Here is a 23,553-nt window from a genome sequence, read left to right as displayed (position 1 = left end):
ACCAGCATATTTACTTTACTTATAAAATTTGCAGCTTAACTATTAAACTATCATCTAGTAATTATCGGACTTTTAGAATATTTTCCCTTGTTAAACCCTTTTGTCATACTCATTTTTAAATTGCTAACCGTTTTTAATACCAATACTCCTTAGACTACTTTCGCAACTTAATTGAGAATCATTATTTGGGGACTATACTATATTTTTGTTCATATTTATGGCTTCTATTCCCATTAATTGATTCTGGTTGGTAGTTATTGGGATCTCTATATCTCTCTAAAAATTTTTGTTTATTTTTTATAGGATCAGGATCTAATTTACCCTCCATATAGTCATTCCATAATTTATTATATTCTTCCCCAGGCAAATGTCCCATATCCCATTGTCCCGTTCTTGGTTTGCTTTTGTCCCAAAACAACTCTTTACCTATATTTGGATCAAAAACTCTTCCATTTCCATCTTTAGCATTTTCCCAAACAGCTTCGACTTGTCCATCAGCATATTTAGGTCTGATATTTGAATTTGAGTATGCCTTCGAGTTACCATTGCCCTTTATATTTGAATAAATGTAATTGGTTCTGTTTTTTTTGCTTGTTTTGTAATTTCTTAACATAAAAATGCCCTTTCCCGAATGAGAAAAGGGCATGATAAAACACCAAAAAACTCATCCGTTTTTTTTAACGGGAGCCTTTCGGCATATCCTTGCTAGTACAGTTGCACTGCTTGAAAATTAGCATTCTATATATTTTGCAGAGAACTATCTCCATGTAATAAAAAAAGCTGCTATTGCTCTTCACAATAACAGCATACAATTTTTACACTCCTTCTTACATGACTCAGGCTTGACAATCACTTAGCTACGACTTAACAAACTTGTTTTCTACAAATATATTCGCTTTTGCAAATTTGAATTTCGTTATTATAGATTTAAATTTGTATTTTGCAAATTGCGATGATATAATCTATATTGCAACAGTAAAATTTACCCAATAGTAATATTCGACAATGCAATCCGCCTGTAATGGAGGAGAAATAATAAAATTTAGCTATAATAAAGTTTGGAAAATCTTAATTGATAAGAATATAATGAAAAAGATTTAATGACACAAATAAGCTTAACTTCATCAACTATGTCTAAGGTAGGCAAATACCTGCCTGTTAATATGGAGGTACTGACCCTTATTTGTTATATTCTGAATTGCAATATCGGAGATATAGTAGACGAACTAAAAGAAGATTAAGAATCACTATTATTCTTTACGAGGAGGGAATTAATGAAGCGACTTTGTTTTGGCTCATTTCTAAAAATACTAGTACTGTGCAAATCACCAAGCGGTAACCAAAAGAAGATTTGCGGTAAAATGCTATTGTCAATAAATAAATTATATAATATAACAACCGACGATACTGCTGTATCTAATTTGGTTAGATGCGAGCGTAATCTTTCTGACGATATTACATCCCAAGTTATATATGCCGATGCCAGCAATGTATCCGAATATTTTAAACAGCACATTATTCCTATGTTGGATACTAACAAATGTAAACAGACTGTTCTTTCTCTTCTTGATATAATCAATTCAGATACTACTATTGACGAAGCAACTCAATTAGGAAAATTGTGTAACCATACCAAAAGGGATATTTTAAATATGAAAACTTTCGTTTTGGCTGATTTCTTGACAAATATTTTCATATATACAATTAAGGATGTTATTAATACAGAAGGCAAAACCAGCATTGCAAAAATTACAGAAGAATATGTTTCACAATTCGAATCACAAAAAGATACAATTTCTTTTAATGTAAATCCTATTTTGCCAATGCAAGAAATAACCAAAACAGTAAAAGGAAAAAACTTTGACAGCATATTTAATGAAGTAACACATTACGAAACACTCAACTTGAAGAATCCTCATCAGCTACGTATTTTCCATTTAGATGTTGTGAATAATGAATTTTCTTTTAGTGCTTTACATAAATTTTTGCTTAGAAATATTGGAAGCTATGTTTTTTCAAGAGCCAAAATTGAGCAATTTTACCTTGATGACGAAATGGAAAGCATTGGTTTGTCAGCAGTTAGATTAATGCATAAAAATGGGAGTCAAGGGCTAACCGGAACTAGCGATGCACTTGGAGAAATGTTACTTTATTCTTTTTTAGAAGAGGTATTAGGAGCCCCAAAACTTATGAGTAAATTTGAACTGAAATCTTCATCTAGTCAATACAATAGTAAAAGTGACGGAATACACCTACTTTCTCTCGGGGATAATAATGGACTCCCTTGTTATCAATTGGTATTTGGTGCCACTAGTATTATCGGAGATTTACAAGACGCTGTAGATAAGTCTTTTGAATCACTTAAAGAAATAAAAAATGGGACAAGAACTGAAATGCAGTTAGTTGAAAGTACAATTTTTAATCAAACTTTTGATGAAAAAACAACTAATAGAATTAAACAAATACTGATTCCAACTAAAGGTAGTAAAGTTTCTGCAGATATGGCCTTTGGTGTATTTCTTGGATATTCATTAGGCTTAGATGGTACGGAATATACAAATCTTGAATTTCGCGAAGAAGCGACGAGAAAAATGGAATTAGCTATACAAGCACAAGCTTCATATATTGAACAAAAAATAAAAAATTTAAACATGTGTGCCTACTCATTCTACTTTTATGTTTTACCATTTAATGACGCCATAGAAAATAAAAAGGATATTATAAATGAATTGTTGACAGGAGGTGTAACCTTATGAGCCAAGCCCGCAACACCACTTTGGGAGAAATAATTTACAAAGATATTGATAGCAATGAATACCTTAATGAACTCTATGAAAACATTTTACTTAACTATTCTCTAAAATTATTTAAACAAAATCGTAACCTCGACAATGCTTTAAATGTTGAAGATGCTTTAAGATTTGCAGATTTACTATCAAAATCTGTTGATAAACAAAATTCTGATAAGCATAAAATATGGGCACAGGAAATAGTAGCACTTCTTAATTATATTTATCCAGACAATAAAACTATAGAATATTATATGGGTTCAGTACTTTCTAATACAGGTAACTTTCGTGGAATGACTAAAATGACACCTGAATATAAAAGCAATACTCTAATGGATAGGTTATATTCCAATTTTAATATGGATTATATGAGTATACCAGCCGATCCAGAATTACAGTTTTTCCGTTCACAAAGAGAAGTTTATAACCATTTAACAGACCAATGCTTTAGCTATTCTGGACCTACATCTATGGGAAAATCTTTTGTAATGCGAATGTTTATTAAGCAGCAAATATTAAATAGAGCCTCTTTAAATTTTGCTTTACTGGTTCCTACAAAGGCTCTAATCAATGAAGTTACTAGTAAAATACTAAATGATTTAAAGGAATTGCTTTCAGAACACAATTATCGCATTGTAACATCTGCTGGTGCATTAGCATTAAAACAAAAGCATAACTTTATTTTTGTACTAACTCCTGAAAGACTTCTATATCTGCTTATTAGTAACCCAAACCTTCGTATCAATCATCTTTTTGTGGATGAGGCTCACAAAATATCTGCAAAAGATAGTCGCAGTGCATTCTACTATAAAGTTGTTGATATGCTAGCACAACAAGAAAATAGACCAATTATGATTTTTGCATCGCCCAATATACCGAATCCAGAAGTATATTTGAAACTAATACCTAATGCTTCAGAATCTATGAATAATAAAATGGTTTCCACTTTTTCGCCAGTAAGTCAAGTTAAATTTTTTATTGATTTCGTTGATAAAAATATCCAATTCTACAATACTTATAAAAGATCCTTTTCAAATATCACAAAACTAAATGATAAGGCAACCTTTTGTGATGTTATCAGATTTGTTGAAGCTAATTCACAGAATATTGTTTATTGTAGCTCTACAGGTCATGCAGTAGAACTAGCATTGGAATATGCTAAGGCTAAACCCATACAGACCAATAACGACCTTCTTACATTAGCAAAAGATATTAAAAATGAAGTACATGGAGATTATTATCTAGCTGATATCATCTCAAAAGGTGTAGCTTACCATATTGGATATTTGCCTTCAGCAATTAGAATGCGTATTGAAGATTTATTCCGACAAGGCCTTATAAAGACGATGTTTTGTACTAGTACACTTGTTGAAGGGGTAAATCTACCTGCTGATAATTTATTTATCACAAGCTATAAAATCGGACTAACCAAAATGACTCCAGTTGATTTTAAAAATCTAGTAGGACGCGTTGGACGAATTGAGTATAACTTGTATGGTAATGTTTATCTTGTTAGACTTGCAAAAAACATAAAAAAAGAAGAATTTGTAAAATTGTTGACACAGGATGTACCAGTCCAAAAATTATCACTTGTATCAGAATTGACAAATGGTCAAAAGAAATCTATTGTTGATTCCTTATTGAAAGGTAATATTGAACTTATCAAACATCCTAAAAACCAGTCAGCTGATTCATATGCTTTAATGAGAAAATTTGCAATCATATTACTACGCGATATTATTACAGATAAAGATAGTCTTGTAAGAAAAGAATTTGCTCCAATTCTAAATGAAAAAGATATGCAAAAAATTAAAACTATATTTAATAAAAATGGTAACAAGCCAGATGATGATATCAACGTTTCAGTTGACCAAACAAATAACTTAACTGCCGCTATTGCTAAAGGGTTGAAGTATCCTTCCCTAAATGAAAATGGTAATCTAGATTATCACGCATTGGTAGACTTTCTTGAGACCTTATGTCATATCTTTAAGTGGGAACAGTACGAACCCAAAACAATAGGTAAAAAAAGCCAAACCGGAACTCATGCCATGTTAAAATGGTATGCAGTTATTCTTTCACAATGGATACAGGGTATGGGCTTAAGCCATATAATGAATCAAGCTATTAACTATAAATGTGAGCACCCTGAATCTAAAATTAAAATAAAGGGTGAATATGTAACTTATATCAATTCTCTTTATCACAGAAATATTGTAATTTCTGATACACTTAACGTCATTCAAAATGTTATACTTTTTAGTATTTCAAATTACTTTTTACGATTTTCAAGCGAATATAAAAGATTTCAACAAGTAGAAACCATACCTAATGATTGGTATGAATATGTAGAATATGGAACCACAAATCCATTAACAATAATGCTTCAACGCAGTGGTTTCTCACGTGAAACAGCTACATATATAAAGCATCATAAAGCTGAATATGTTGTAATGCTACCAAATAATGAAGTTAAATTAAGACGTACCCTTTTAGATTGTAATAGTATTAGTGTTCGCAATGAAACAACAGATATTCAATATAATATACCTGAACTATTTATACTCTTTTAAATAAAATTCAGTGACAAAATAGGGACAGTTAGTTGTTTTATCAGCAACTAACTGTCCTTATTTTTATTAAGTATCCCTATAACGCTTAACTAAACAAATACGCAAAACTTCATAGTCCTGCATAAAAGTTAGACCATCTCAAACAAAAATTCCCCCAAACCGTAGTCTGAGGGAACATAAAACACACTTCAATATTTACTTAAAATCCTCGAGCCCTTTGATATCAGCCTATTTCTTTACTATCCTCACAACTGTCTCAACATGCGCAGTCCATGGAAACATATCTTAAGGATTACCACCTTGGCATGCTGGACATTTTCTTTGAAAGATATCAGAGCCGTTACTTTTATATTTTTTCCCACAATGCTGACATTCTAATATATAAAAATACTGTCCATAATCCGAACCTTTCTCATATGTGCACCCTAAATTTTTCTGTTTATTCCTGTTAATATAGCCTTGGGCTGTTGTTTTTGATTCAGACATAATCTTAAGCTCCTTCATACAACATCTTTGTATTTTACCATTTCTTACATAATATTATATACTTTTTAAAGATGTTCTAGCAATGCTTCTTATACAATTAATGATTAATTATATCTTATCCGCTAAAAAGTGCACACCCCAACCTAAAAATGCACACCCCCTAATAAAAGTCCATAGGGGTGTGCATCCAAAATATAAAAATCATAAATTTTAACCTCAAAACCTTAAAAATTTCTGCTCTAAAATCTCCAAAAAACAACAAAAACCCCTGAATTCAAGGGTTTTCCATTGTATCAAAATAATCATTGTTTATGTATGGTGGAGGCGAGGGGTGTCGAACCCCTGTCCGAAAGCCATAACACCTAGGCATCTACGAGCGTAGCCAATACTTTAAAATTCCCTCTACTTAACCCCTACTGGCCGGGTTTTAGTTTTGGTAGCTTCATATTTTCCGTTTCTGGGTCAAAGCTTTCCCAGACTCGGTTCACCGCTGTCGGCGCCCTATCCTAAGTCGCGGTAATCAAAGGTAAGACGTAGCAGAACTAAGCTGCTAGTGCTAAATTATCGTTTGCGTTTAAATTGTCCCAATAGTTTTTTAACGCGGGTCCATAGGTTCCCTCGGCTCGCTTCCTCGATGCAACGTACCCCCGTCGAAACCAAGTACGCCCCCGTATTGTCAAAAGATTTAATTCAAATCCCTTGCAATGCAATATTGTGTGTATCTTATTGCATATTTATAACGCAATTATATTTTTTTTACTTTTGTAAATGAATTAAATATTAGTTTTTAATGTTTTACTGCCTTGCTGTCTATGTCTTAATAATACACTATATTAGGCGCTTTATCAAGTGCTAATATTATGGAAGTTAAGTGTATTACTACTTATTATCTCATACTTTCCTTGAACTGCCTAGCCATATCTCTCTTGGCATCTTTTTCAAGCATAGCATCTCTCTTGTCGTAATCTTTCTTACCGCGAACAACACCAAGGTTAACTTTCACTTTAGTATTTTTAAGATAAATAGATAGTGGAACTAGAGTAAACCCCTTTTGTGATGTAAATCCTTGTAGTCTATTGATTTGCTCTTTATGAAGTAATAACCTTCTAACCCTTAATGGATCAGCATTAAATTGATTCCCATTTTCATAATGACTTATATGCATATTTTTGATAAATACTTCACCATTTATAACATCTGCATAACTATCTTTTAAGTTTGCCTTTCCAGCTCTAATAGACTTTACTTCTGTACCAACAAGTTCTATTCCAGCTTCCATTGCTTCTTCTATAAAATAATCATGTCTTGCTTTTCTATTTTCTACTAGTGTTTTGTTTCCTGTTTCCTTTGCCATAACTTCACCTACTTTATCCTTATTAATATATAATTATACTCTATAATCCATTCTTTTTCAAGAAAATATGGATTATGTTTACATGGCTTCAGATTCACAAATCGCTCTTTAAAATAATAAACAGAAGAGGCGATTAATTCTCCTCATTTGCGAAGGACAATCCTCTTCTGTATTTTTATTTTTGAATTATTCTACAATACAGTACTTTTACTCTGCAGAATCATCTTTTATAAGTTCATTTAAATCTTTAACGGAATATTCTTCTTCTTTATCTTCTTTACCTTCATCATTTTTAATTATATCAAAATAAACCTCATGAGAAGCTAAATCAACTTTACTAACTATGATTCTTACCTCTTCGCCCAATCTATACATGTTCTTAGTTCTCTCACCTACAAGTGTTAAATGTCTTTCATCAAAAACATAATAATCATCATCTAAGCTGCTCATATGAACTAACCCTTCTATAGTATTTGGAAGTTCCACAAACAATCCAAAATTAGTTACTGAAGAAATAATACCGTCAAATTCTTGACCTATTCTTTCATTCATATATTCTGCTTTCTTTAAATCGTCTACTTCTCTTTCAGCTTCCATTGCTATTCTTTCCATATCTGAGGATTGTTTTGATGCTATCTCTACTTCTTTTCTTAATTTTTCTGTTCTTTTTTCACTTAAGCCTTCATTTATAACCTCTTTAATTACCCTATGGATCATAAGGTCTGGATATCTTCTAATTGGTGAGGTAAAATGACAGTAATATTTGGATGCCAATCCAAAATGACCGCTACATTCTGGAGAATATTTTGCTTTCATCATAGAACGAAGTAACAATGTACTTAGCACCATTTCTTCTTTCTCACCTTTTACTCTTGCTATTACTTCCTGAAGCATTCTAGGGTGTATCTCTTTTCCCCACTTTATAGGGTATCCTAAATTATGTGCAAACTCACTAAAGTGTATTAATTTTTCTTCATCTGGATCCTCATGGATTCTATACACAAAAGGTACATTAAGCCAGAACATATGCTCAGCTACAGTTTCATTGGCGATTAACATAAATTCCTCAATTACTCTATTAGCAATTCCTCTTTCATAAGGAACAATATCTACAGGTTTTCCAAATTCATTTAATAATATTTTACACTCAGTAAAATCAAAATCTATAGCACCTCTTCCCATTCTCTTTTTATTAAGAATGGCACATAAATCTTCCATATGCTTAAAATCTTCATATAAATAATCATATTTTTTGATTGTTTCCGCATCTTTATCACTTAGTATTTTTGTAACATCAGTATAAGTCATTCTCTCATTAGTTTTTATAATGGACTCCACTATCTCATGATCTACAGTTTTACCATTCTTGTCTATTTCCATAAAGCAAGTAAGAGCCAGTCTATCTACTTTAGGATTTAAACTACAAACTCCATTAGATAATTTTTTAGGAAGCATTGGTATAACTCTATCGATTAAGTATACTGAAGTTGCTCTAGTTAACGCTTCTATATCTAGTGGGTTTTTCTCTTTAACATAGTGAGAAACATCCGCTATATGAACTCCTAAACGATAGTTGCCATTAGCTAAAATCTCAATAGATACAGCGTCATCTAAATCTTTAGCATCCTCCCCATCTATAGTTACCATCTGCAAGTCTCTTAAATCTTTTCTTCTCGCATATTCTTCTTCTGGAATTTTTTCAACTATGTTATCTGCAAAGGCCTCAACTTTTGCTGGAAACTCTTCTGGCAGCTTATGTTTTTTAATTATAGTTAATATATCAATTCCTTGATCCCCTTTATTTCCAAGAATCTCTACAATTCTTCCTTCAGGATTTCTTCTTTGTTCTGGCCACTCAGTTATTTCAGCTATTACTATTTGCCCTGTTTTGGCACCATTTCTTTCTGCTTTAGGAATAAATATATCCTGAGCAATCCTCTTATCATCTGCTACTACAAAACCAAAGTTTTTGCTATCATCGTAAGTTCCTATTATTGTTTTATTAGATCTTTCTATTATTCTTGTAATTTCACCTTCACATTTCTTACCATTATTTACTTCTTTTAAAATCTTCGCAAGAACTATATCACCATTCATTGCTCCATTTACATTATCTGCTGGAATAAATATATCTGGTCTTTCTTCCTGCGCTATTACAAATCCAAAACCTCTTTGATGACCTTGGAATTTACCAATTACAATACCCATTTTCCCTGGAATACCGTAGTGCTCTGTGCGTGTTTTAACTATATCTCCGCTTTTCTCCATTTCAGATAATAAATTAGTGAACTCTTTTATATCTGCTTTTTTAATATGAAACATTTTTGAAAGTTCTGCTATGTTCATAGGTTTGTATGCTTGTTCTGTCATAAAACTTATTAGTGTTTCTTTTATCTCCATAAGATTTTCCTCCTATATAATGTTAAAATTAATTTATATTTTAAATTTTTCTGAATAATATTCATTATAGCTTTAGTATTAACTAACTATTATGGCGAATTATACATCTAATTCTATATTTACTTATCTTTATTATAATCCAAAAAATACATCTAGTATATACTATATGATTATATACTTCCCCATTTCCCATTAAAAAATGCCCACATTAAATAATTTTATTTAATGTGGGCATTTTGTCGAAATATATGTATAAACATTTCTTATCAGAAATCGACTTTTTTTTGCAAAATAAAACAGCCCTTGGGGTTGGGCTGTTTTATAATAAATAAAAAGGGGGCTATTTATCTCTCTATTTATCTTTACTCTTTAATTATATTAAACTTAACTAAATTTTGCAAGGGTTTTTGAAGATTTTATTATAAATATTTTTTAAATTCTAGGTATTTTATTCATGTTTTATTCATTTTTACCTTATTCTATTATATTATTGATTCAATTAAACCTGTTTTAATGAATTTATTTCCTCTTCTGACAACTCTCTATATTGTCCTTCTGATAAATTTTCATCTAATTTTAATGGTCCAAAGCTAATTCTTCTTAGAAATACAACTTTTTTATCTACACTTTCAAACATTCTTTTTACCTGATGAAATTTACCTTCTTGAATAGTAACCATTACTTCAGATCCATTCTCATTGGCATTTAATACTTCGAGTATTGCTGGCATACATTTATATCCGTCGTCTATTACAACACCATTCTTAAAGGTAGAAATATCCTTTGCATCTATAAATTTATTGATTTCAGCATAGTATACTTTATCTACATGATTCTTAGGCGCTATTAATTTATGATTCAATTCCCCATCATTAGTAATTAGTAGTAGTCCTACTGTATCTTTATCAAGCCTGCCTATAGGGAACGGCTTGAAGGAATGATACTGCTCATCTAGTAAATCAATTACAGTTTCATCATGATTGTCTACAGTAGCAGAAACAACACCCGCTGGCTTGTTCATAATTAAATATATGTATTTTCTATATTTAATTTCTTCACCAGATACTTTTATTATAGCCTTATCTGGATCAATCTTCATGGCACTATCTTTTGCTATGATTCCATCAATCTCTACTTTTCCTTTTTTCAATAATCCCTTTACTTCTTTTCTTGTTCCATGACCTAAATTCGATAATATTTTGTCTATTCTTTCCATGTAAATTCATCTCCTCAACTGTTTCTTAAAACCACCAGTAAAACCTATAGAATAGTAATTGTATACAATTAGTATAAACCCTTTTCTCATAAAAAAAACAGCCTTGAAAAGCTGTTTTAAATTTTATTCTAACACTTCTATCTCCATTATATCATAATCCTCATATGAAATACTCTTATAAAAATTTTTTGATAATACTAGCACTCTATACATACCCTTAATAAATGGCATAAATATATAATCATTTTTCTTACTAAATCTTTGTACTAAGGTCCATTCGCCCTTTTCCATAAGATAGAACTCATACACAACATCTCGCCCTCCAAGACTTTGCGTTACAAATGTTATCGCTTCATTAGCCCTAAAATTTGTCTTATCGCATAAAATCCTTGTATCTGTTATAGGTAATGTCTCATGTACTTGTATTTTTATTTGCTTCATACAATCATATGCCTCTATGCTAGCTTTATTTTTCGCTCTAAGCTCTATTACATAAGTTCCACTGGATTTAGGTTTAAGCTCGTAATTTTTATGCTCTACAAAATTTGTTTGTTCGACTAAATGACCATTTATTTTCAAAACATAATTCACAAGGGTATTTCTTGTATTTTCAGATATTACTTCTAGTGCAATAGTATCGCCTACCATATAATATTCTCGTGTGGGCATTAAAACATACTCTATTTTAGCTGGAATACACACTAACGCCTCAATATATACCACTGCGTGACAATCAAATTCTCTTTTAGAATATTTATCTTTTACTCTTACCTCTAATTTGAATTTTCCACTTTTCTCCGGAATAAAATCTACAAAGTCATGTGTTCCAAATTCGATTTTTTCTATTTCACTATTATTCTCAAAAATAGTAAAACTGTATCTTAAAGAAGTTCCTCCTGTGGCTTTAACTTTTACGTGAACAATTTCATTTATTAGTACGATGTTTTTCTTATCCAAAATTATATCTTCTATAATAACATTTGTATTCCCTATATCATCAATCATAAAGTCTAAACAAACACTCTTTTCATATTCTCCTTGAAAAGATAAGTCCTTAACCCATAAACAAGCTTTATATTCTCCTGCCTCGCTTGGTGTCCATACATAATTGTTTTTTCTAGTATAACCTGAATCCTCCCCATAATTTCCATTGATTTTAAATTTGTACAATAATTCTTTCCCACCTCTAGCAATACATCTCAAATTAATAGGAGTATCGCATAGTTGTGGAGAGCTTAAATCACTAGTAAAACTTTGTATGTTTATTTCTTCATAAGGCTTTACGGTATAATGAATCAATGCTCTATCATCAAATTCATGAAGTGAATACATATCCTTTGCCATACATAATAGCTTATAATTACCCATATTTTCTTCAACATAACTAACCAATTTTTTAGTTGAATAATCTTGTATACAAATACTATTCCCGCAAGGATTAATTTTTACAAATTTGTATAAAATCATTCTGCTATCCTCATGGCTTGCCTCTACGTCAAAAACTAGTTCCCTGCCTGAAAACAAATCTTTGGTCAAACATTTAAATGTCATAATTTCTAAGGATTGCACAGGCTTTACATTAAATTGTATTTTCATAAAGTCATCAAAAACATTTTTAGAATCTAAATTCTTGCATTCTACCAAAAATTCCTGCTCACCAGAATATTTTGAAGCCCAAGTCATCATATTTTCTGATGAATAATCCTTTATAAGTAACCAATTCCCCTTTTTACGTATCCAATATCTATACATAATAGGATTTTTTTTGGTTTCTACTGTTAAGGTGATTTTTTCACCTACCATTACTTCTTTTTTGTCTATGTATATATCACTTATTAACTTTTCTTCAATATCTCCAACTACATATTCTGTTTTCGACATAAAGTCAAAGGCTTTTTTGCTTTCTTTTCTTTTAGCTTGTACCATTATTGAGTACTTAGCCTCCCTTTCCGGTTTCCAAATAGCGGTGCTAGTTGCACTTAATTCCTTTAAAGTAGCCCATGTACCTTCCAGTCCTACAAGAAATTTATAGTTCAGATTATCCTCTAATTCATTTTCAACACTTATTACAATTTCCTTATGTTTTTCTTCAGGATTTTCTGTGCTAAACAAAATATTCATTTCATTCACTTAAGTTCACCTACCTTTATAAATAAGCTACAAGCTGTACATTTATTTTTTAAAAAATGTCCTCTATAATGCTATATTATACTATACTTACATTATTTGTAACAGTAATTACTTTCTTTTTTTTCTTTTATTAAATGACATAAATACTTATGATTTTAATTTAAAATAATAATTTCACAAATTTTATAATTTTTTATGGTAGTGATATTGTTATTATAATATTTATTAATAGGGTAAAACTATTATAAACTTAAAATGTTTTAGTAATTTGTGAAAGGAGAGATATTATGACCAAGGAAAAACTAGATCATTATAATCCTAATTATCCTTACAAAAAAGAAAATATAACTGTTGATAAAATCAATAAGGCTGGCTATCCTATGTTAGAGCAAGTAAATAATGCTTCACTATATCCGGAAGCTATTAAAAACAGCATAGATATGCAAGATATGAATACCTTTGATTAATTATTCACTTTAAAATTATTCGAAAAATCGCCACACACTCTCGTGGCTGTAGCCATGGTAGGTCCACTTAAACTATGCCTTAAGTTAAAAATTTTAGAGGGCTAAACAATTATAAATTGTTTAGCCCTCTAAAATAACCTTTAAAATAGCTATCACCAACAGTTCCTAGCTATGCTTATATAATATAGCAGTCATTTTACTGCTATGATTGTGCTTTTAAAATCAATTTAATTAAATTGTGATAAAGCTTTTCATCATCTTCTGATGTTCTTTTTTTAGGGCCAAAGGTTTTACCTCCACTACGTCTTACTTTACCAGACATATGCCTTTCAAATAATAGCTTATCAATGTTATCATCATCATAGATATGTCCTTTAGGTCCCATAGCATAGGCTCCTTTAGCTAAAACCATAGCAGCAACTCCAAAGTCTTGAGTAATTATTATATCTTTAGATTTTGCTTCATTAGCTACTTTCATATCAACACTTTGAAACCCACTATCCGCATACCTTATTTGCGCATAATCACTATTTAAAACATGATTAATATCACAATACATAATGAGTTCTATAGAATGCTCTATAGCCGCTTTTTCTATTAGATTTTTTCCAGGACACCCATCTGCATCAACAATAATTCTCATTTTTCTAAAGCCTTTTTTCTAGGTCTGCTTTAATATCTTCATATCCTGATTTTCCAAGAAGAGCAAACATATTCTTCTTGTATGCTTCTACTCCTGGTTGATCAAAAGGATTAACCCCTGATAAATATCCGCTTACTGCACACGATTTTTCAAAGAAATAAGCCATATATCCAAAATTATATGCTGTGAGTGTTGGCACATTTAAAATAATATTAGGTACATCTCCATCATTATGAGCAAGTACTGTTCCTTGGAAGGCTTTTTTATTAACGAAATCCATAGTTTTACCTGCTAAAAAGTTCAATCCATCTAGATCTCCACTTTCTTCTTTTACTACCACTTCTATTCTTGGCTTTTCTACATTGATAACTGTTTCAAATATATTTCTTACACCTTCTTGAATATATTGTCCCATAGAATGTAGATCTGTAGAGAAATTAACCGCTGCTGGGAATATTCCCTTTTGGTCTTTTCCTTCACTTTCGCCATAAAGCTGTTTCCACCATTCTCCAAAATATTGAAGTGCTGGCTCATAGTTAACTAGGATTTCAGTAACCTTGCCTTTTCTATATAGTGCATTTCTAGCGGCTGCATATTTATAACAATCGTTGTTATTTATATCTTCAACGCTGTATACTTCTCTAGCATCCGCTGCGCCCTTCATCATTTCATCAATGTCTATACCTGCTACTGCTATTGGAAGTAATCCTACAGGTGTTAGCACTGTAAATCTTCCACCTATATCATCTGGAATCACAAAAGTTTCGTATCCTTCTACATCTGCTAATTTTTTTAGAGCTCCTTTAGACTTATCCGTAGTAGCAAAAATTCTTTCTTTTGCTCCTGCTTTTCCATATTTCTTTTCTAATAGTTCTTTGAATATTCTAAAGGCAATAGCTGGCTCTGTAGTAGTTCCTGATTTTGATATTACATTTACTGAAATATCTTTTCCCTCTACAGCATCTAGTAAATCTGCCATATATGTAGAACTTATATTATTTCCAGCAAAAAATATTGCCGGAGATTTTCTTTTTTCGTTTGAAAGACTGTTATAAAAACTATGAGATAATGCTTCTATCGCAGCTCTTGCTCCTAGGTAAGATCCGCCTATTCCAATTACTATTAAGACTTCAGAATTACTGCTTATTTTTTTAGCTGCCTTTTTAATTCTATCAAATTCTGATTTATCATAATTTACAGGAAGGTCTATCCATCCTAAAAAATCATTTCCTGGGCCTGTTTTATCCCTAAGCATTTTGTGCGCTGTAGATACCATTGGTTGAAAATATGAAACTTCATGTTCACCTAAATAGGGAACTGTTTTGCTTAAATCTAAAGATAAAATCTTTTCCATTAATATTCCTCCTTATTTGTCTCTTGAAATCAAAACAATTATTAGTTGTTTTACTATATATATTTTCATTTAGTATATAAAATCTATAAACTTTTATTAAATTGGGTATACAACCGGTATCCTTTAGGACAGCTGGCAGTTGCCTGGCTTATAGGTTAGCTTAGTGAAATAACATACAATAATTTTAGTTTATTCACTTAAATAAATCAAGTTTTTAAATAGAATTTAGTATTTATAACATATTATGCTACTGTAATCTGTGGAACATTATAAAAATGAATTTTTAAAAAAATATCATAATTAAAGTTTTCACCTGCTTGATAGCTTTAGTATTTTCTGCGAATCTTTTTTTATTCTAATAATCTTTACATATAATAAATTAAAAATAATATAGGATGTACTTCACTGCATTATGTTGCATATATTAAATTATATTACTATATAAGGTGTGATTTTTTTGATTATTCATGTTGTAAAAAGCGGAGAAAGCTTATATGAAATTTCTAAATTATATGGAGTTTCATATAGAAAAATTGCTTCTGATAATGAGCTTACAAATCCAAATGACCTTGTAGTAGGTCAAACCCTTGTAATACTTCAGGGGACGAGGTCACATAAAATCCTTCCTGGTCAATCTCTTTACATGATAGCTAAAATGTATGGTGTAACTGTTTCAAATTTAATTGATGCAAATCCTAACCTTACAAACTCTACGCTAATTTATCCCGGTGAAATTATTATTATACCACCATCTACGCAAAAATTAGGTTCACTTGAAGTTAATGGCTATGCTCTTCCTACTACAGATATGGATGTTCTTGTAAAGACTCTTCCTAGTCTCACTTACCTTAGTATATTTAGTTATCAGATACTAGCTGATGGGACTTTAAAAGGCATAAATGATGTTCCTTTAATTGAGGCTGCTAGAAAGGCTAAAGTAGCTCCTATGATGGTAATTACAAATTTAAAAGAGGGTGGAGGCTTTGATAGTGACCTAGCCCATATTATACTTACAGATGAAATAGTGCAAAATACACTACTTAATAACATAATTAATATATTGAAAAACAAAAATTATTACGGTCTAGATATAGATCTAGAATATATCTACCCAGAAGATAAAGAAAACTATAATAATTTTTTACGTAAAACAGTAAGCAAACTAAAACCCTTAGGCTATATTGTTACAACAGCCCTAGCGCCTAAAACCTCCGGCGATCTAAAAGGATTACTTTATGAAGCTCATGATTATCCAGTTCATGGTCTTGTAGCTAACCATGTTATACTGATGACTTACGAGTGGGGATATACTTCTGGCCCTGCAATGGCAGTAGCTCCAATTAATCAAGTAAAAAAAATCCTTGATTATGCTGTAACAGTAATACCAAGCAAGAAAATTTTTATGGGAATACCCAATTATGGTTATGATTGGACGCTGCCTTACGTAAAAGGAACTAAAGCAACTGCACTTGGTAATGTAGAAGCAGTAGATCTTGCAAGAAAAGTATTTGCCTCTATTCAATATGATTATATATCTCAAGCACCATTTTTCAACTATTACGCTGCTAATGGGAAAAGACATGTAGTTTGGTTCGAAGATGCTAGGAGTATGGACGCTAAACTTAGGACTGCTCATGCATATAATTTAGGTGGGGTTAGTTATTGGACAATAGGCAAATACTTCCCTCAAGCTTGGCTAGTTCAAAATTCACTATTCGATGTAAAAAAATTGCTTTAGAGGTTTTTATTGGATTACACTATAACGAAAAGGATATGTTGCTGGAATGCTTTCCAAGCAACATATCCTTTTATTAGCATAATCTAAGAAAAAATATTCTAAACATAATACTGTGCCTGTGCTTTATACATACTTTCATACTGACTCCCTTGCTCTTTTATTAATTCCTCATGAGTTCCCAGCTCAATAATCTCCCCCTTATGAAATACGGCAATTCTATCGCAGAGCTTACAGCTTGATAATCTATGTGAAATATATATTGCTGTTTTTTCTCCTATTAGCTCATTAAATTTACTGTATATCTCAAATTCAGAAATAGGGTCAAGTGCTGCTGTTGGTTCGTCTAACACTACTATTGGTGCATCTTTATATAACGCTCTTGAAATAGCTAGTTTTTGAGACTGGCCTCCTGAAAACTCTATACCATCTTCTTCAAAGATTTTATATATATGAGTGTTTATTCCTTTTGGGAGTTTCAAAATATACTTTTCCATCCCTGCCTTTTTAAGAGCTTTTTCAATATCCTCATCCTTTGAAGTTTCATAACTATTAAGGGCTATATTTTCTTTTATACTAAATGCCATTAGCTTAAAGTCCTGAAATACTACAGATAGCAATTTCATATATTCTTCATAAACATAAGATCTTATGTTTATACCATTTAATAAAATTTCTCCTTCTGTAGGCTCATAAAGTCTTGTAAGTAATTTAATAAAGGTAGTTTTCCCTGCTCCATTTAGTCCTACTACCGATAGCTTTTCTCTATCTTTAATAACAATAGACACACTTTTTAAAGTATACTCTTTGCTTCGTGGATACTTAAAGGATACATTTTTGAATTCTATATTAAATTCATTTATACCTTCGGTTTTCTTATATCCTTCTATATTTTTAGATTTAATTTGTTCAAATTCCATATATGACTTTAATAATTTACACATTTGTCCTAACTCTACAAACGTAGTGCTAAGCTCCGATATTGCATTACTAAAATTAATAGCTGAAGATACATACATTGTATAAGAACCTATGCCTATAGCTTTTATATATACCTTATACGTCATATAAGCATAAATAACTGCCATCTGAATTTGAAGATTCACCTTATTAAATCCAGAATATTTCCATACACTTTTAAACATCTTCTTAAATTCCTTTACTGAATCTCTATAATATACTTCATATTTTTTCATAATCAAAGGACTCATATGGTATAACCTTATATCTTTACCCATAGAAAAATCTTTAATTACACCATCAAAATATTGGCCGATTCTATTTAGTGGAATTAATACTTTATACATTCCATTCCCTGCTTGCTGATATTTTTTATAGTTGAAGGAATTTAAGAATACTATAAAAAATATAAACAAAACAATATATAAATCTAAGGTTGCAATTACTGCTATAAGTCCTATAATAGTTATACTCTGTGTGAATATTTTTACTGTTGCACTTATCATTCTTCCTATAACACGATGATCATTAATGAGATATATAGCTTTTTCCTTTAAATCTAAAACTTCAGGGTCCTCTATTTTTTCAAAGTCCATGTTCATTATTTTTTTTCCTATTAATAAGTTAAACCCATTTAAAATTTCCATATTTCTTATATAAACTATAACGTCTAACCACCTATTAACTAAATTCAATATAAAATTTCCGATTATAATTATGAGCACTAGAGCTATAAACACCTTTATTCTCTTTTGATTAGTTAACTCATCTATAATAAACTTAGGTATTATTATATAAATAAAAGGAATTAACGCCTTAAATATTGATGATACAATTAAGAGAGGAATATACGACTTTGATATTCCATGGGTTAACTTTAGAAAATGTATAGTAGTACTAAAATCCTTTTTAAATCCTAAAACCCCTTCTTTGTTCATATTATGCCCCCTCATTTTCTAAGCTTTCTTCTCTGTAGTAGGAAGCTTGTACATTAAACATTTCTGCATATTTCCCATTTTTATTTAAAAGTTCCTCATGGGTTCCATATTCTTGTATTTCTCCATCTTCAAAAAAGGCTATAACATCACAAAAACGTGTACTTGCTAATCTATGAGATATAAAAAGAGCTGTTTTACTACCAATCATACTATTAAAACTTTTATATACCTTGTATTCTGCAATAGGGTCCAATGCTGCTGTAGGTTCGTCTAAAATTACAATAGGTCCATCTTTGTACAAGCCTCTTGCAAGTGCTAACTTCTGGTTTTCGCCTCCTGAAAGTTCTGTACCAGTTGAATCTAATATTTTAAGTAAGGATGTATCTATCCCATTTTCTAAAGAATTAATTTTTTCCTCCATTCCAGCGCTATGAACACTCTTTAATACCTTTTCTGTATCTATTTTATCTGTATCTTTAAGCGCAATATTTTCAGCTATAGAAAAAGCAAATATTTTTATCTCTTGGAATACTACTGAAAATAACTTATAATATTCCTCCTTACCGAAGTTTGCAATTTTTACTCCATTTAGTAATATTTCACCCTCTGTAGGCTCGTATAATCTAGTTAGTAGTTTAACAAATGTGGTTTTTCCTGCTCCATTAACTCCTACTATAGCTAATCTCTGACCCTTATTTATTTTTAAGGAAAGATTTTTATAAATATACCTTTCACTACTGGGATATTTAAAGGATACATTTTTAAATTCTATTTCATAATTCTCTTCTTTAGGAATATCTACATAATTGGAGTTTTCTACATTTAAATCAGTTTCCAGAAAATTTCTATAGTCGTTTATATATAAATTCTGTGCATTTATATGAGCTATATCATCTAATATTTTTTGCATCCAGGCTGCAAATCCTGCAATTATAGCAGAGTACATAGCGAAATTTCCTATACTCATGCCACCATATATTACCTTGTAAATTAAATAGACATATACTAGCCCTTCCCTAATAAAGAGAAGAAAAGCATCAACTACGTCTACCTTAAAATACTTATATTTAATATCCTTATGAATTTTAACTTGCTCTATGTTAAATCCTTGAAACTTATTAGCTATCCGCTGACTTAAATTAAAAATTCTTATATCCTTACCATAGGCAAAGTTATACATAATATCATAAATATATTTACCTTTTCTATTTAGTTCTGAAATATCATCTTTTTTGCTGTACTCATATTTTTTCACTTTAATAGTCAAACAATAAATAGTAGCTACATTAACTATTAAATATAATAGAACCCATGGACTTAAGGTAACTACAATAGTTACATATCCGAGAAATGCAATGCCTGCACCAAATAGTCCGAAAAGTTTGCGAAGCACTCCTTGAATACCAGTAACAGCACCACTTACAGCTATTCCTGCAGTTTCTATATCATTTAAGGTTTTAGGGTCCTGCGTATATTTAAAGTCCATATTCATACACTTTTCATTTAGAAGACTTTCAAACCTGAATCCTATATCCATTAACCTGGGAGAATAAGCCCCTTCTAAAAATGCATTTAAATAGTTTAATGCAGCAGATATAACAAAATAACTTAATAATATGGTGATTAAGCTTTTTGCTCTATTAGCTCCCATTAATTCATCAATTAAAAATTTAGGAGCAAATATACTTATAAATGGTAATATAGCTGTTACTATTGTACATAAACCAAAATAAAACAATACTTTCTTATCCCATTTACAAATGTTCTTAACTAAAAAACCAATATTATTCATAACACCTCGCTTATTGTTTTTATTATTATCCATTAATTACCTCCTTTTTTATTATGCAATTATGCTTTTAACATGTTTAAACTGCTTAAATATTCCAATACAAAAATAATCAAATTTAGCAATATTTTCTTGTACTAATAATATACCATAAACAAATGAAAATAAAAATCATCTTATGAAAACTTTAATATTTTAAGCAAAACTGTCTCCATAACTAAAATAAACCTGCATTATAATTGCAGGTTTATTCATTAATTCTAAAATATATTTCTCATTATATCTAAAAAACTTACTTTCCTTGTAACACTAAAATTAAACTTCCAGACAGCTGTATTTCCTGCATACATACCTTTATTTTCAGCAACTGTAACATCAATAGTGTATGTATTTTTTTCGGGTAGTTTTAAATCCGCAATGTTTATACTTATACCTCCAGCCCCTGTGTCGGGTACGAAGTCACGTTCTTTTGCACTTGCACTAAAGCTAATCTTTTCCTTTGTTGTACCTGTTATATTTGTTTTTTTACCTTCTTTAATCTTTTTACCGTTAATCTTTACTTCAAAACTCCACTTGTTCCCTACACTGTTGTTTTGTATTAAATTCGCACTACAAAATTGAGCCGTAAATTTCATGTTATCATCTTTAGGTATTGTGCTTAATGCCTTGCTCTTTCCATAAAAATATAAAAACCTTATTGATATTATTCCTATTATCAAGATAGTTATTAATATAATTTTATTTCTTATATTGATACCTGATGGAACAAATTTTTTAGCTCTCATTATCTACTTAAATCTCCCTATACATTTGATATATATAACTTATATTCGTAGATTTAAGTAATAATTCCACATATAAAATCAAAAAAATATTATGCTAAAATTTAAGTATTTTGTATCTATGCACGAAAATATTGTCATATTTTGCGGTCTAGAGTATAATTATTACAAACACAAAAGAAGGAGATTAAAATGAATAATTTAAAGGTGAGATTTAAACTTATAGTTTTTTCAAGCGTAGCATTATTACTTATTATCATGATGAGTGGGGTTGGATATTATTATCTTTCAAAGTCACACGAAGGTATGGCAACAATGTATAATGAACAGCTATTGAGCATTCAATACCTAAATGATAATAGAAATCAAGCTAGGGGCATAGAGGGAGATACCTATTATATATTATTGAATACATCAGATAAAGATAAACAAAATGAAAAATTTAAAGACATAGAAGTTAGGCAAAAAACATTTGCAACAAACTGGTCAAATTACAAACAAATTGATAATGATCAATTTGAAAATGATAGAATTCCTGTTATTGAAGCCAATCAAGAAAAATTTATAAAAGGAAGAGATATCGCTATTAAACTAGCAATGTCGGGAAAACGCGAAGAATCTATGGCAGAATTAAGCACTGTTGAAAATTATGAAGTGGAATTTCAAAAAGGCTTAAAAGAACTGGCCCAATATAATATAAAGCTATCTAATGCTTTAAATGTACAAAACGATAAAGATTTTAATGATTCAAAAAAAGTAACTGGGGCATTATTTTTACTTTCCTTATGTATGGGTGCAGGCTTAAGCCTTATTATAAAAAAAGCTATTTCAAATCCCTTAGTTTTAGCTGTAAATCATTTAAATCTCATAGCTAGTGGCGATTTTACAATGGATGTTCCAGAAGAGACTAAAAAAAGAAAAGATGAAATGGGAGATATAGCAAATGCAATTAACGGTATGCAAAATTCATTAAAACTTTTAATTACAAATGTAAGTCAAGAATCTAATATTATTAAAACAGTAGTACATAGCGTTTCAGAGCATGTAAAGATTTTAAATATGAATATAGAGGAAGTATCTGCAACTACGGAAGAATTATCAGCAGGAATGGAAGAAACAGCAGCCTCCACCCAAGAGATAAATGCAACAGCTGATGAAATAGAAAGAGCAGTTCAATTTATAGCAACAAAAGCACAAGAAGGGGCTATAGAAGCTCAAGAGATAAACAAAAGGGCAACTGATACTAAAAATAATGTTACAGCATCAAAAGGCAAAACATTACAAGTATTTTCAAAAACAAAAGATAAATTAGAAATAGCAATTGAAAATTCCAAAGTAGTAGCACAAATTAATGTATTATCTGAATCCATAATGCAGATATCATCACAAACTAATCTTTTGGCATTAAATGCATCTATTGAGGCAGCAAGAGCAGGAGAAGCAGGACGTGGTTTTGCAGTAGTTGCAGATGAAATAAGAAAACTTGCAGAAGAATCAAGGAATACAGTGACTGAAATACAAAGTATAACAGAAAAAGTAACTGGTTCAGTAAGGGATTTATCCGCAAGCTCTAATGAATTGTTAAATTTTGTATCGAAGGATATTCTGAATGATTATAATGCATTGTTAAATATGGCAGGGGAATATAGCAATGATGCAGACTTTGTAAACAATCTTGTATCAGAATTTAGCTCAACTTCAGAGGAGCTTTTAGCTTCGCTTCAAGAGGTGGTAAAGACCATTGAGCAGGTATCACAGGCTTCAAATGAAGGCGCAGAAGGAACCACAAACATTGCCCAAAAGGTATCTGATGTAACTGAAAGATCCAATGAAATTATTGAGGAAGTAAAAAAAACCACAGACAGTGTAGAAGTATTAAATATAGGCATCTCTGTGTTTAAAATTTAATATCTGGTTGTTCCAGGTTAAAATATAAT

The 23,553-nt window shown here is 30.7% G+C and carries 17 protein-coding genes and 1 other RNA gene; 6 read left to right on the top strand and 12 right to left on the bottom strand.

The genetic code is table 11. The annotated features are described in order from the left end of the window. Positions 1–181: 181 nt before the first annotated feature. Positions 182–613: an HNH/ENDO VII family nuclease gene (locus tag ACREV6_RS25690; RefSeq protein WP_431580878.1), complete on the bottom strand. Its 432-nt coding sequence runs from the start codon at positions 611–613 to the stop codon at positions 182–184. Positions 614–1,100: 487 nt separating this feature from the next. Here ACREV6_RS25690 and ACREV6_RS25685 point away from each other — a divergent pair, with 487 nt between their 5' ends. From ACREV6_RS25685 to ACREV6_RS25675, 3 genes are read left to right on the top strand one after another with little or no spacing between them, the layout of a single operon-like run. After that, a complete protein-coding gene (locus tag ACREV6_RS25685; RefSeq protein WP_431580877.1) occupies positions 1,101–1,241 on the top strand; it encodes a helix-turn-helix domain-containing protein in 141 nt (46 codons plus the stop codon). A 33-nt stretch (positions 1,242–1,274) separates the two neighbouring features. Continuing rightward, on the top strand, positions 1,275–2,756 hold the full coding sequence (locus ACREV6_RS25680; protein ID WP_431580876.1) for a HamA C-terminal domain-containing protein: 1,482 nt from the start codon (positions 1,275–1,277) through the stop codon (positions 2,754–2,756). Further along, on the top strand, positions 2,753–5,362 hold the full coding sequence (locus ACREV6_RS25675; protein WP_431580875.1) for a DEAD/DEAH box helicase: 2,610 nt from the start codon (positions 2,753–2,755) through the stop codon (positions 5,360–5,362). Before ACREV6_RS25680 ends, ACREV6_RS25675 begins: the two co-directional genes overlap by 4 nt. A gap of 285 nt (positions 5,363–5,647) precedes the next feature. Here the strand turns inward: ACREV6_RS25675 and ACREV6_RS25670 are convergent, their stop codons facing one another. The 6 genes from ACREV6_RS25670 to ACREV6_RS25645 form a co-directional block, all read right to left on the bottom strand. Beyond that, positions 5,648–5,848, bottom strand: coding sequence for a hypothetical protein (locus ACREV6_RS25670; protein WP_431580874.1), 201 nt, complete (start codon positions 5,846–5,848; stop codon positions 5,648–5,650). A 316-nt stretch (positions 5,849–6,164) separates the two neighbouring features. Next, positions 6,165–6,518, bottom strand: a transfer-messenger RNA (tmRNA) gene (ssrA, locus tag ACREV6_RS25665). Between the two features lie 216 nt (positions 6,519–6,734). After that, on the bottom strand, positions 6,735–7,202 hold the full coding sequence (gene smpB / locus ACREV6_RS25660; RefSeq protein WP_431580873.1) for an SsrA-binding protein SmpB: 468 nt from the start codon (positions 7,200–7,202) through the stop codon (positions 6,735–6,737). A gap of 207 nt (positions 7,203–7,409) precedes the next feature. After that, complete coding sequence (rnr, locus tag ACREV6_RS25655) at positions 7,410–9,602, bottom strand: ribonuclease R (RefSeq protein ID WP_431580872.1); 2,193 nt, start codon at positions 9,600–9,602, stop codon at positions 7,410–7,412. Positions 9,603–10,101: 499 nt separating this feature from the next. Next, the gene (locus ACREV6_RS25650; RefSeq protein WP_431580871.1) at positions 10,102–10,818 is read right to left on the bottom strand and encodes a pseudouridine synthase; all 717 of its coding nucleotides are present in this window, start codon (positions 10,816–10,818) and stop codon (positions 10,102–10,104) included. 123 nt (positions 10,819–10,941) lie between these two features. Next, positions 10,942–12,939 (bottom strand): triple tyrosine motif-containing protein, encoded by a 1,998-nt coding sequence (locus ACREV6_RS25645; RefSeq protein ID WP_431580895.1) that lies wholly within the window; start codon positions 12,937–12,939, stop codon positions 10,942–10,944. Between the two features lie 296 nt (positions 12,940–13,235). Between ACREV6_RS25645 and ACREV6_RS25640 the strand changes: the two genes are divergently transcribed. After that, positions 13,236–13,415 carry a hypothetical protein gene (locus tag ACREV6_RS25640; RefSeq protein ID WP_431580870.1) on the top strand — a complete coding sequence of 60 codons (180 nt, stop codon included), beginning with the start codon at positions 13,236–13,238 and terminating at the stop codon, positions 13,413–13,415. Positions 13,416–13,617: 202 nt separating this feature from the next. Here ACREV6_RS25640 and ACREV6_RS25635 read toward each other — a convergent pair whose 3' ends face one another. Both ACREV6_RS25635 and ACREV6_RS25630 read right to left on the bottom strand, forming a co-directional pair. Continuing rightward, the gene (locus tag ACREV6_RS25635) at positions 13,618–14,058 is read right to left on the bottom strand and encodes a YaiI/YqxD family protein (RefSeq protein ID WP_431580869.1); all 441 of its coding nucleotides are present in this window, start codon (positions 14,056–14,058) and stop codon (positions 13,618–13,620) included. Between the two features lie 4 nt (positions 14,059–14,062). Then, positions 14,063–15,412 (bottom strand): glucose-6-phosphate isomerase, encoded by a 1,350-nt coding sequence (locus tag ACREV6_RS25630; protein ID WP_431580868.1) that lies wholly within the window; start codon positions 15,410–15,412, stop codon positions 14,063–14,065. 457 nt (positions 15,413–15,869) lie between these two features. Between ACREV6_RS25630 and ACREV6_RS25625 the strand changes: the two genes are divergently transcribed. Further along, positions 15,870–17,150: a LysM peptidoglycan-binding domain-containing protein gene (locus tag ACREV6_RS25625; RefSeq protein ID WP_431580867.1), complete on the top strand. Its 1,281-nt coding sequence runs from the start codon at positions 15,870–15,872 to the stop codon at positions 17,148–17,150. Between the two features lie 98 nt (positions 17,151–17,248). Here ACREV6_RS25625 and ACREV6_RS25620 read toward each other — a convergent pair whose 3' ends face one another. The 3 genes from ACREV6_RS25620 to ACREV6_RS25610 all read right to left on the bottom strand — a co-directional run bounded on the left by ACREV6_RS25620 (position 17,249) and on the right by ACREV6_RS25610 (position 21,619). Continuing rightward, complete coding sequence (locus ACREV6_RS25620) at positions 17,249–19,045, bottom strand: ABC transporter ATP-binding protein (protein ID WP_431580866.1); 1,797 nt, start codon at positions 19,043–19,045, stop codon at positions 17,249–17,251. 1 nt (position 19,046) lies between these two features. After that, a complete protein-coding gene (locus tag ACREV6_RS25615) occupies positions 19,047–20,870 on the bottom strand; it encodes an ABC transporter ATP-binding protein (RefSeq protein WP_431580865.1) in 1,824 nt (607 codons plus the stop codon). Positions 20,871–21,094: 224 nt separating this feature from the next. Continuing rightward, positions 21,095–21,619: a hypothetical protein gene (locus ACREV6_RS25610; RefSeq protein WP_431580864.1), complete on the bottom strand. Its 525-nt coding sequence runs from the start codon at positions 21,617–21,619 to the stop codon at positions 21,095–21,097. Between the two features lie 189 nt (positions 21,620–21,808). On the opposite strand from ACREV6_RS25610, the gene ACREV6_RS25605 reads away from it, so the two are divergent. Continuing rightward, the gene (locus ACREV6_RS25605; protein WP_431580863.1) at positions 21,809–23,524 is read left to right on the top strand and encodes a methyl-accepting chemotaxis protein; all 1,716 of its coding nucleotides are present in this window, start codon (positions 21,809–21,811) and stop codon (positions 23,522–23,524) included. The last annotated feature ends 29 nt before the right edge of the window (positions 23,525–23,553 follow it).

Source organism: Clostridium sp. (assembly GCF_050717515.1).
Taxonomy (GTDB): Bacteria; Bacillota; Clostridia; order Clostridiales; family Clostridiaceae; genus Clostridium_AD.
This window is presented reverse-complemented; position numbering and strand designations above follow the sequence as displayed.

Bases quoted from the DNA above. Each gene is read 5' to 3' on its own strand.
- ACREV6_RS25650 (WP_431580871.1), bottom strand. From the start codon at position 10,818: ATGGAAAGAATAGACAAAATATTATCGAATTTAGGTCATGGAACAAGA.
- ACREV6_RS25675 (WP_431580875.1), top strand. From the start codon at position 2,753: ATGAGCCAAGCCCGCAACACCACTTTGGGAGAAATAATTTACAAAGAT.
- ACREV6_RS25620 (WP_431580866.1), bottom strand. From the start codon at position 19,045: ATGAACAAAGAAGGGGTTTTAGGATTTAAAAAGGATTTTAGTACTACT.
- ACREV6_RS25690 (WP_431580878.1), bottom strand. From the start codon at position 613: ATGTTAAGAAATTACAAAACAAGCAAAAAAAACAGAACCAATTACATT.
- rnr (WP_431580872.1), bottom strand. From the start codon at position 9,602: ATGGAGATAAAAGAAACACTAATAAGTTTTATGACAGAACAAGCATAC.
- ACREV6_RS25670 (WP_431580874.1), bottom strand. From the start codon at position 5,848: ATGTCTGAATCAAAAACAACAGCCCAAGGCTATATTAACAGGAATAAA.
- ACREV6_RS25630 (WP_431580868.1), bottom strand. From the start codon at position 15,412: ATGGAAAAGATTTTATCTTTAGATTTAAGCAAAACAGTTCCCTATTTA.
- ACREV6_RS25635 (WP_431580869.1), bottom strand. From the start codon at position 14,058: ATGAGAATTATTGTTGATGCAGATGGGTGTCCTGGAAAAAATCTAATA.
- smpB (WP_431580873.1), bottom strand. From the start codon at position 7,202: ATGGCAAAGGAAACAGGAAACAAAACACTAGTAGAAAATAGAAAAGCA.
- ACREV6_RS25610 (WP_431580864.1), bottom strand. From the start codon at position 21,619: ATGAGAGCTAAAAAATTTGTTCCATCAGGTATCAATATAAGAAATAAA.
- ACREV6_RS25605 (WP_431580863.1), top strand. From the start codon at position 21,809: ATGAATAATTTAAAGGTGAGATTTAAACTTATAGTTTTTTCAAGCGTA.
- ACREV6_RS25685 (WP_431580877.1), top strand. From the start codon at position 1,101: ATGACACAAATAAGCTTAACTTCATCAACTATGTCTAAGGTAGGCAAA.
- ACREV6_RS25640 (WP_431580870.1), top strand. From the start codon at position 13,236: ATGACCAAGGAAAAACTAGATCATTATAATCCTAATTATCCTTACAAA.
- ACREV6_RS25680 (WP_431580876.1), top strand. From the start codon at position 1,275: ATGAAGCGACTTTGTTTTGGCTCATTTCTAAAAATACTAGTACTGTGC.
- ACREV6_RS25615 (WP_431580865.1), bottom strand. From the start codon at position 20,870: ATGGATAATAATAAAAACAATAAGCGAGGTGTTATGAATAATATTGGT.
- ACREV6_RS25645 (WP_431580895.1), bottom strand. From the start codon at position 12,939: ATGAATATTTTGTTTAGCACAGAAAATCCTGAAGAAAAACATAAGGAA.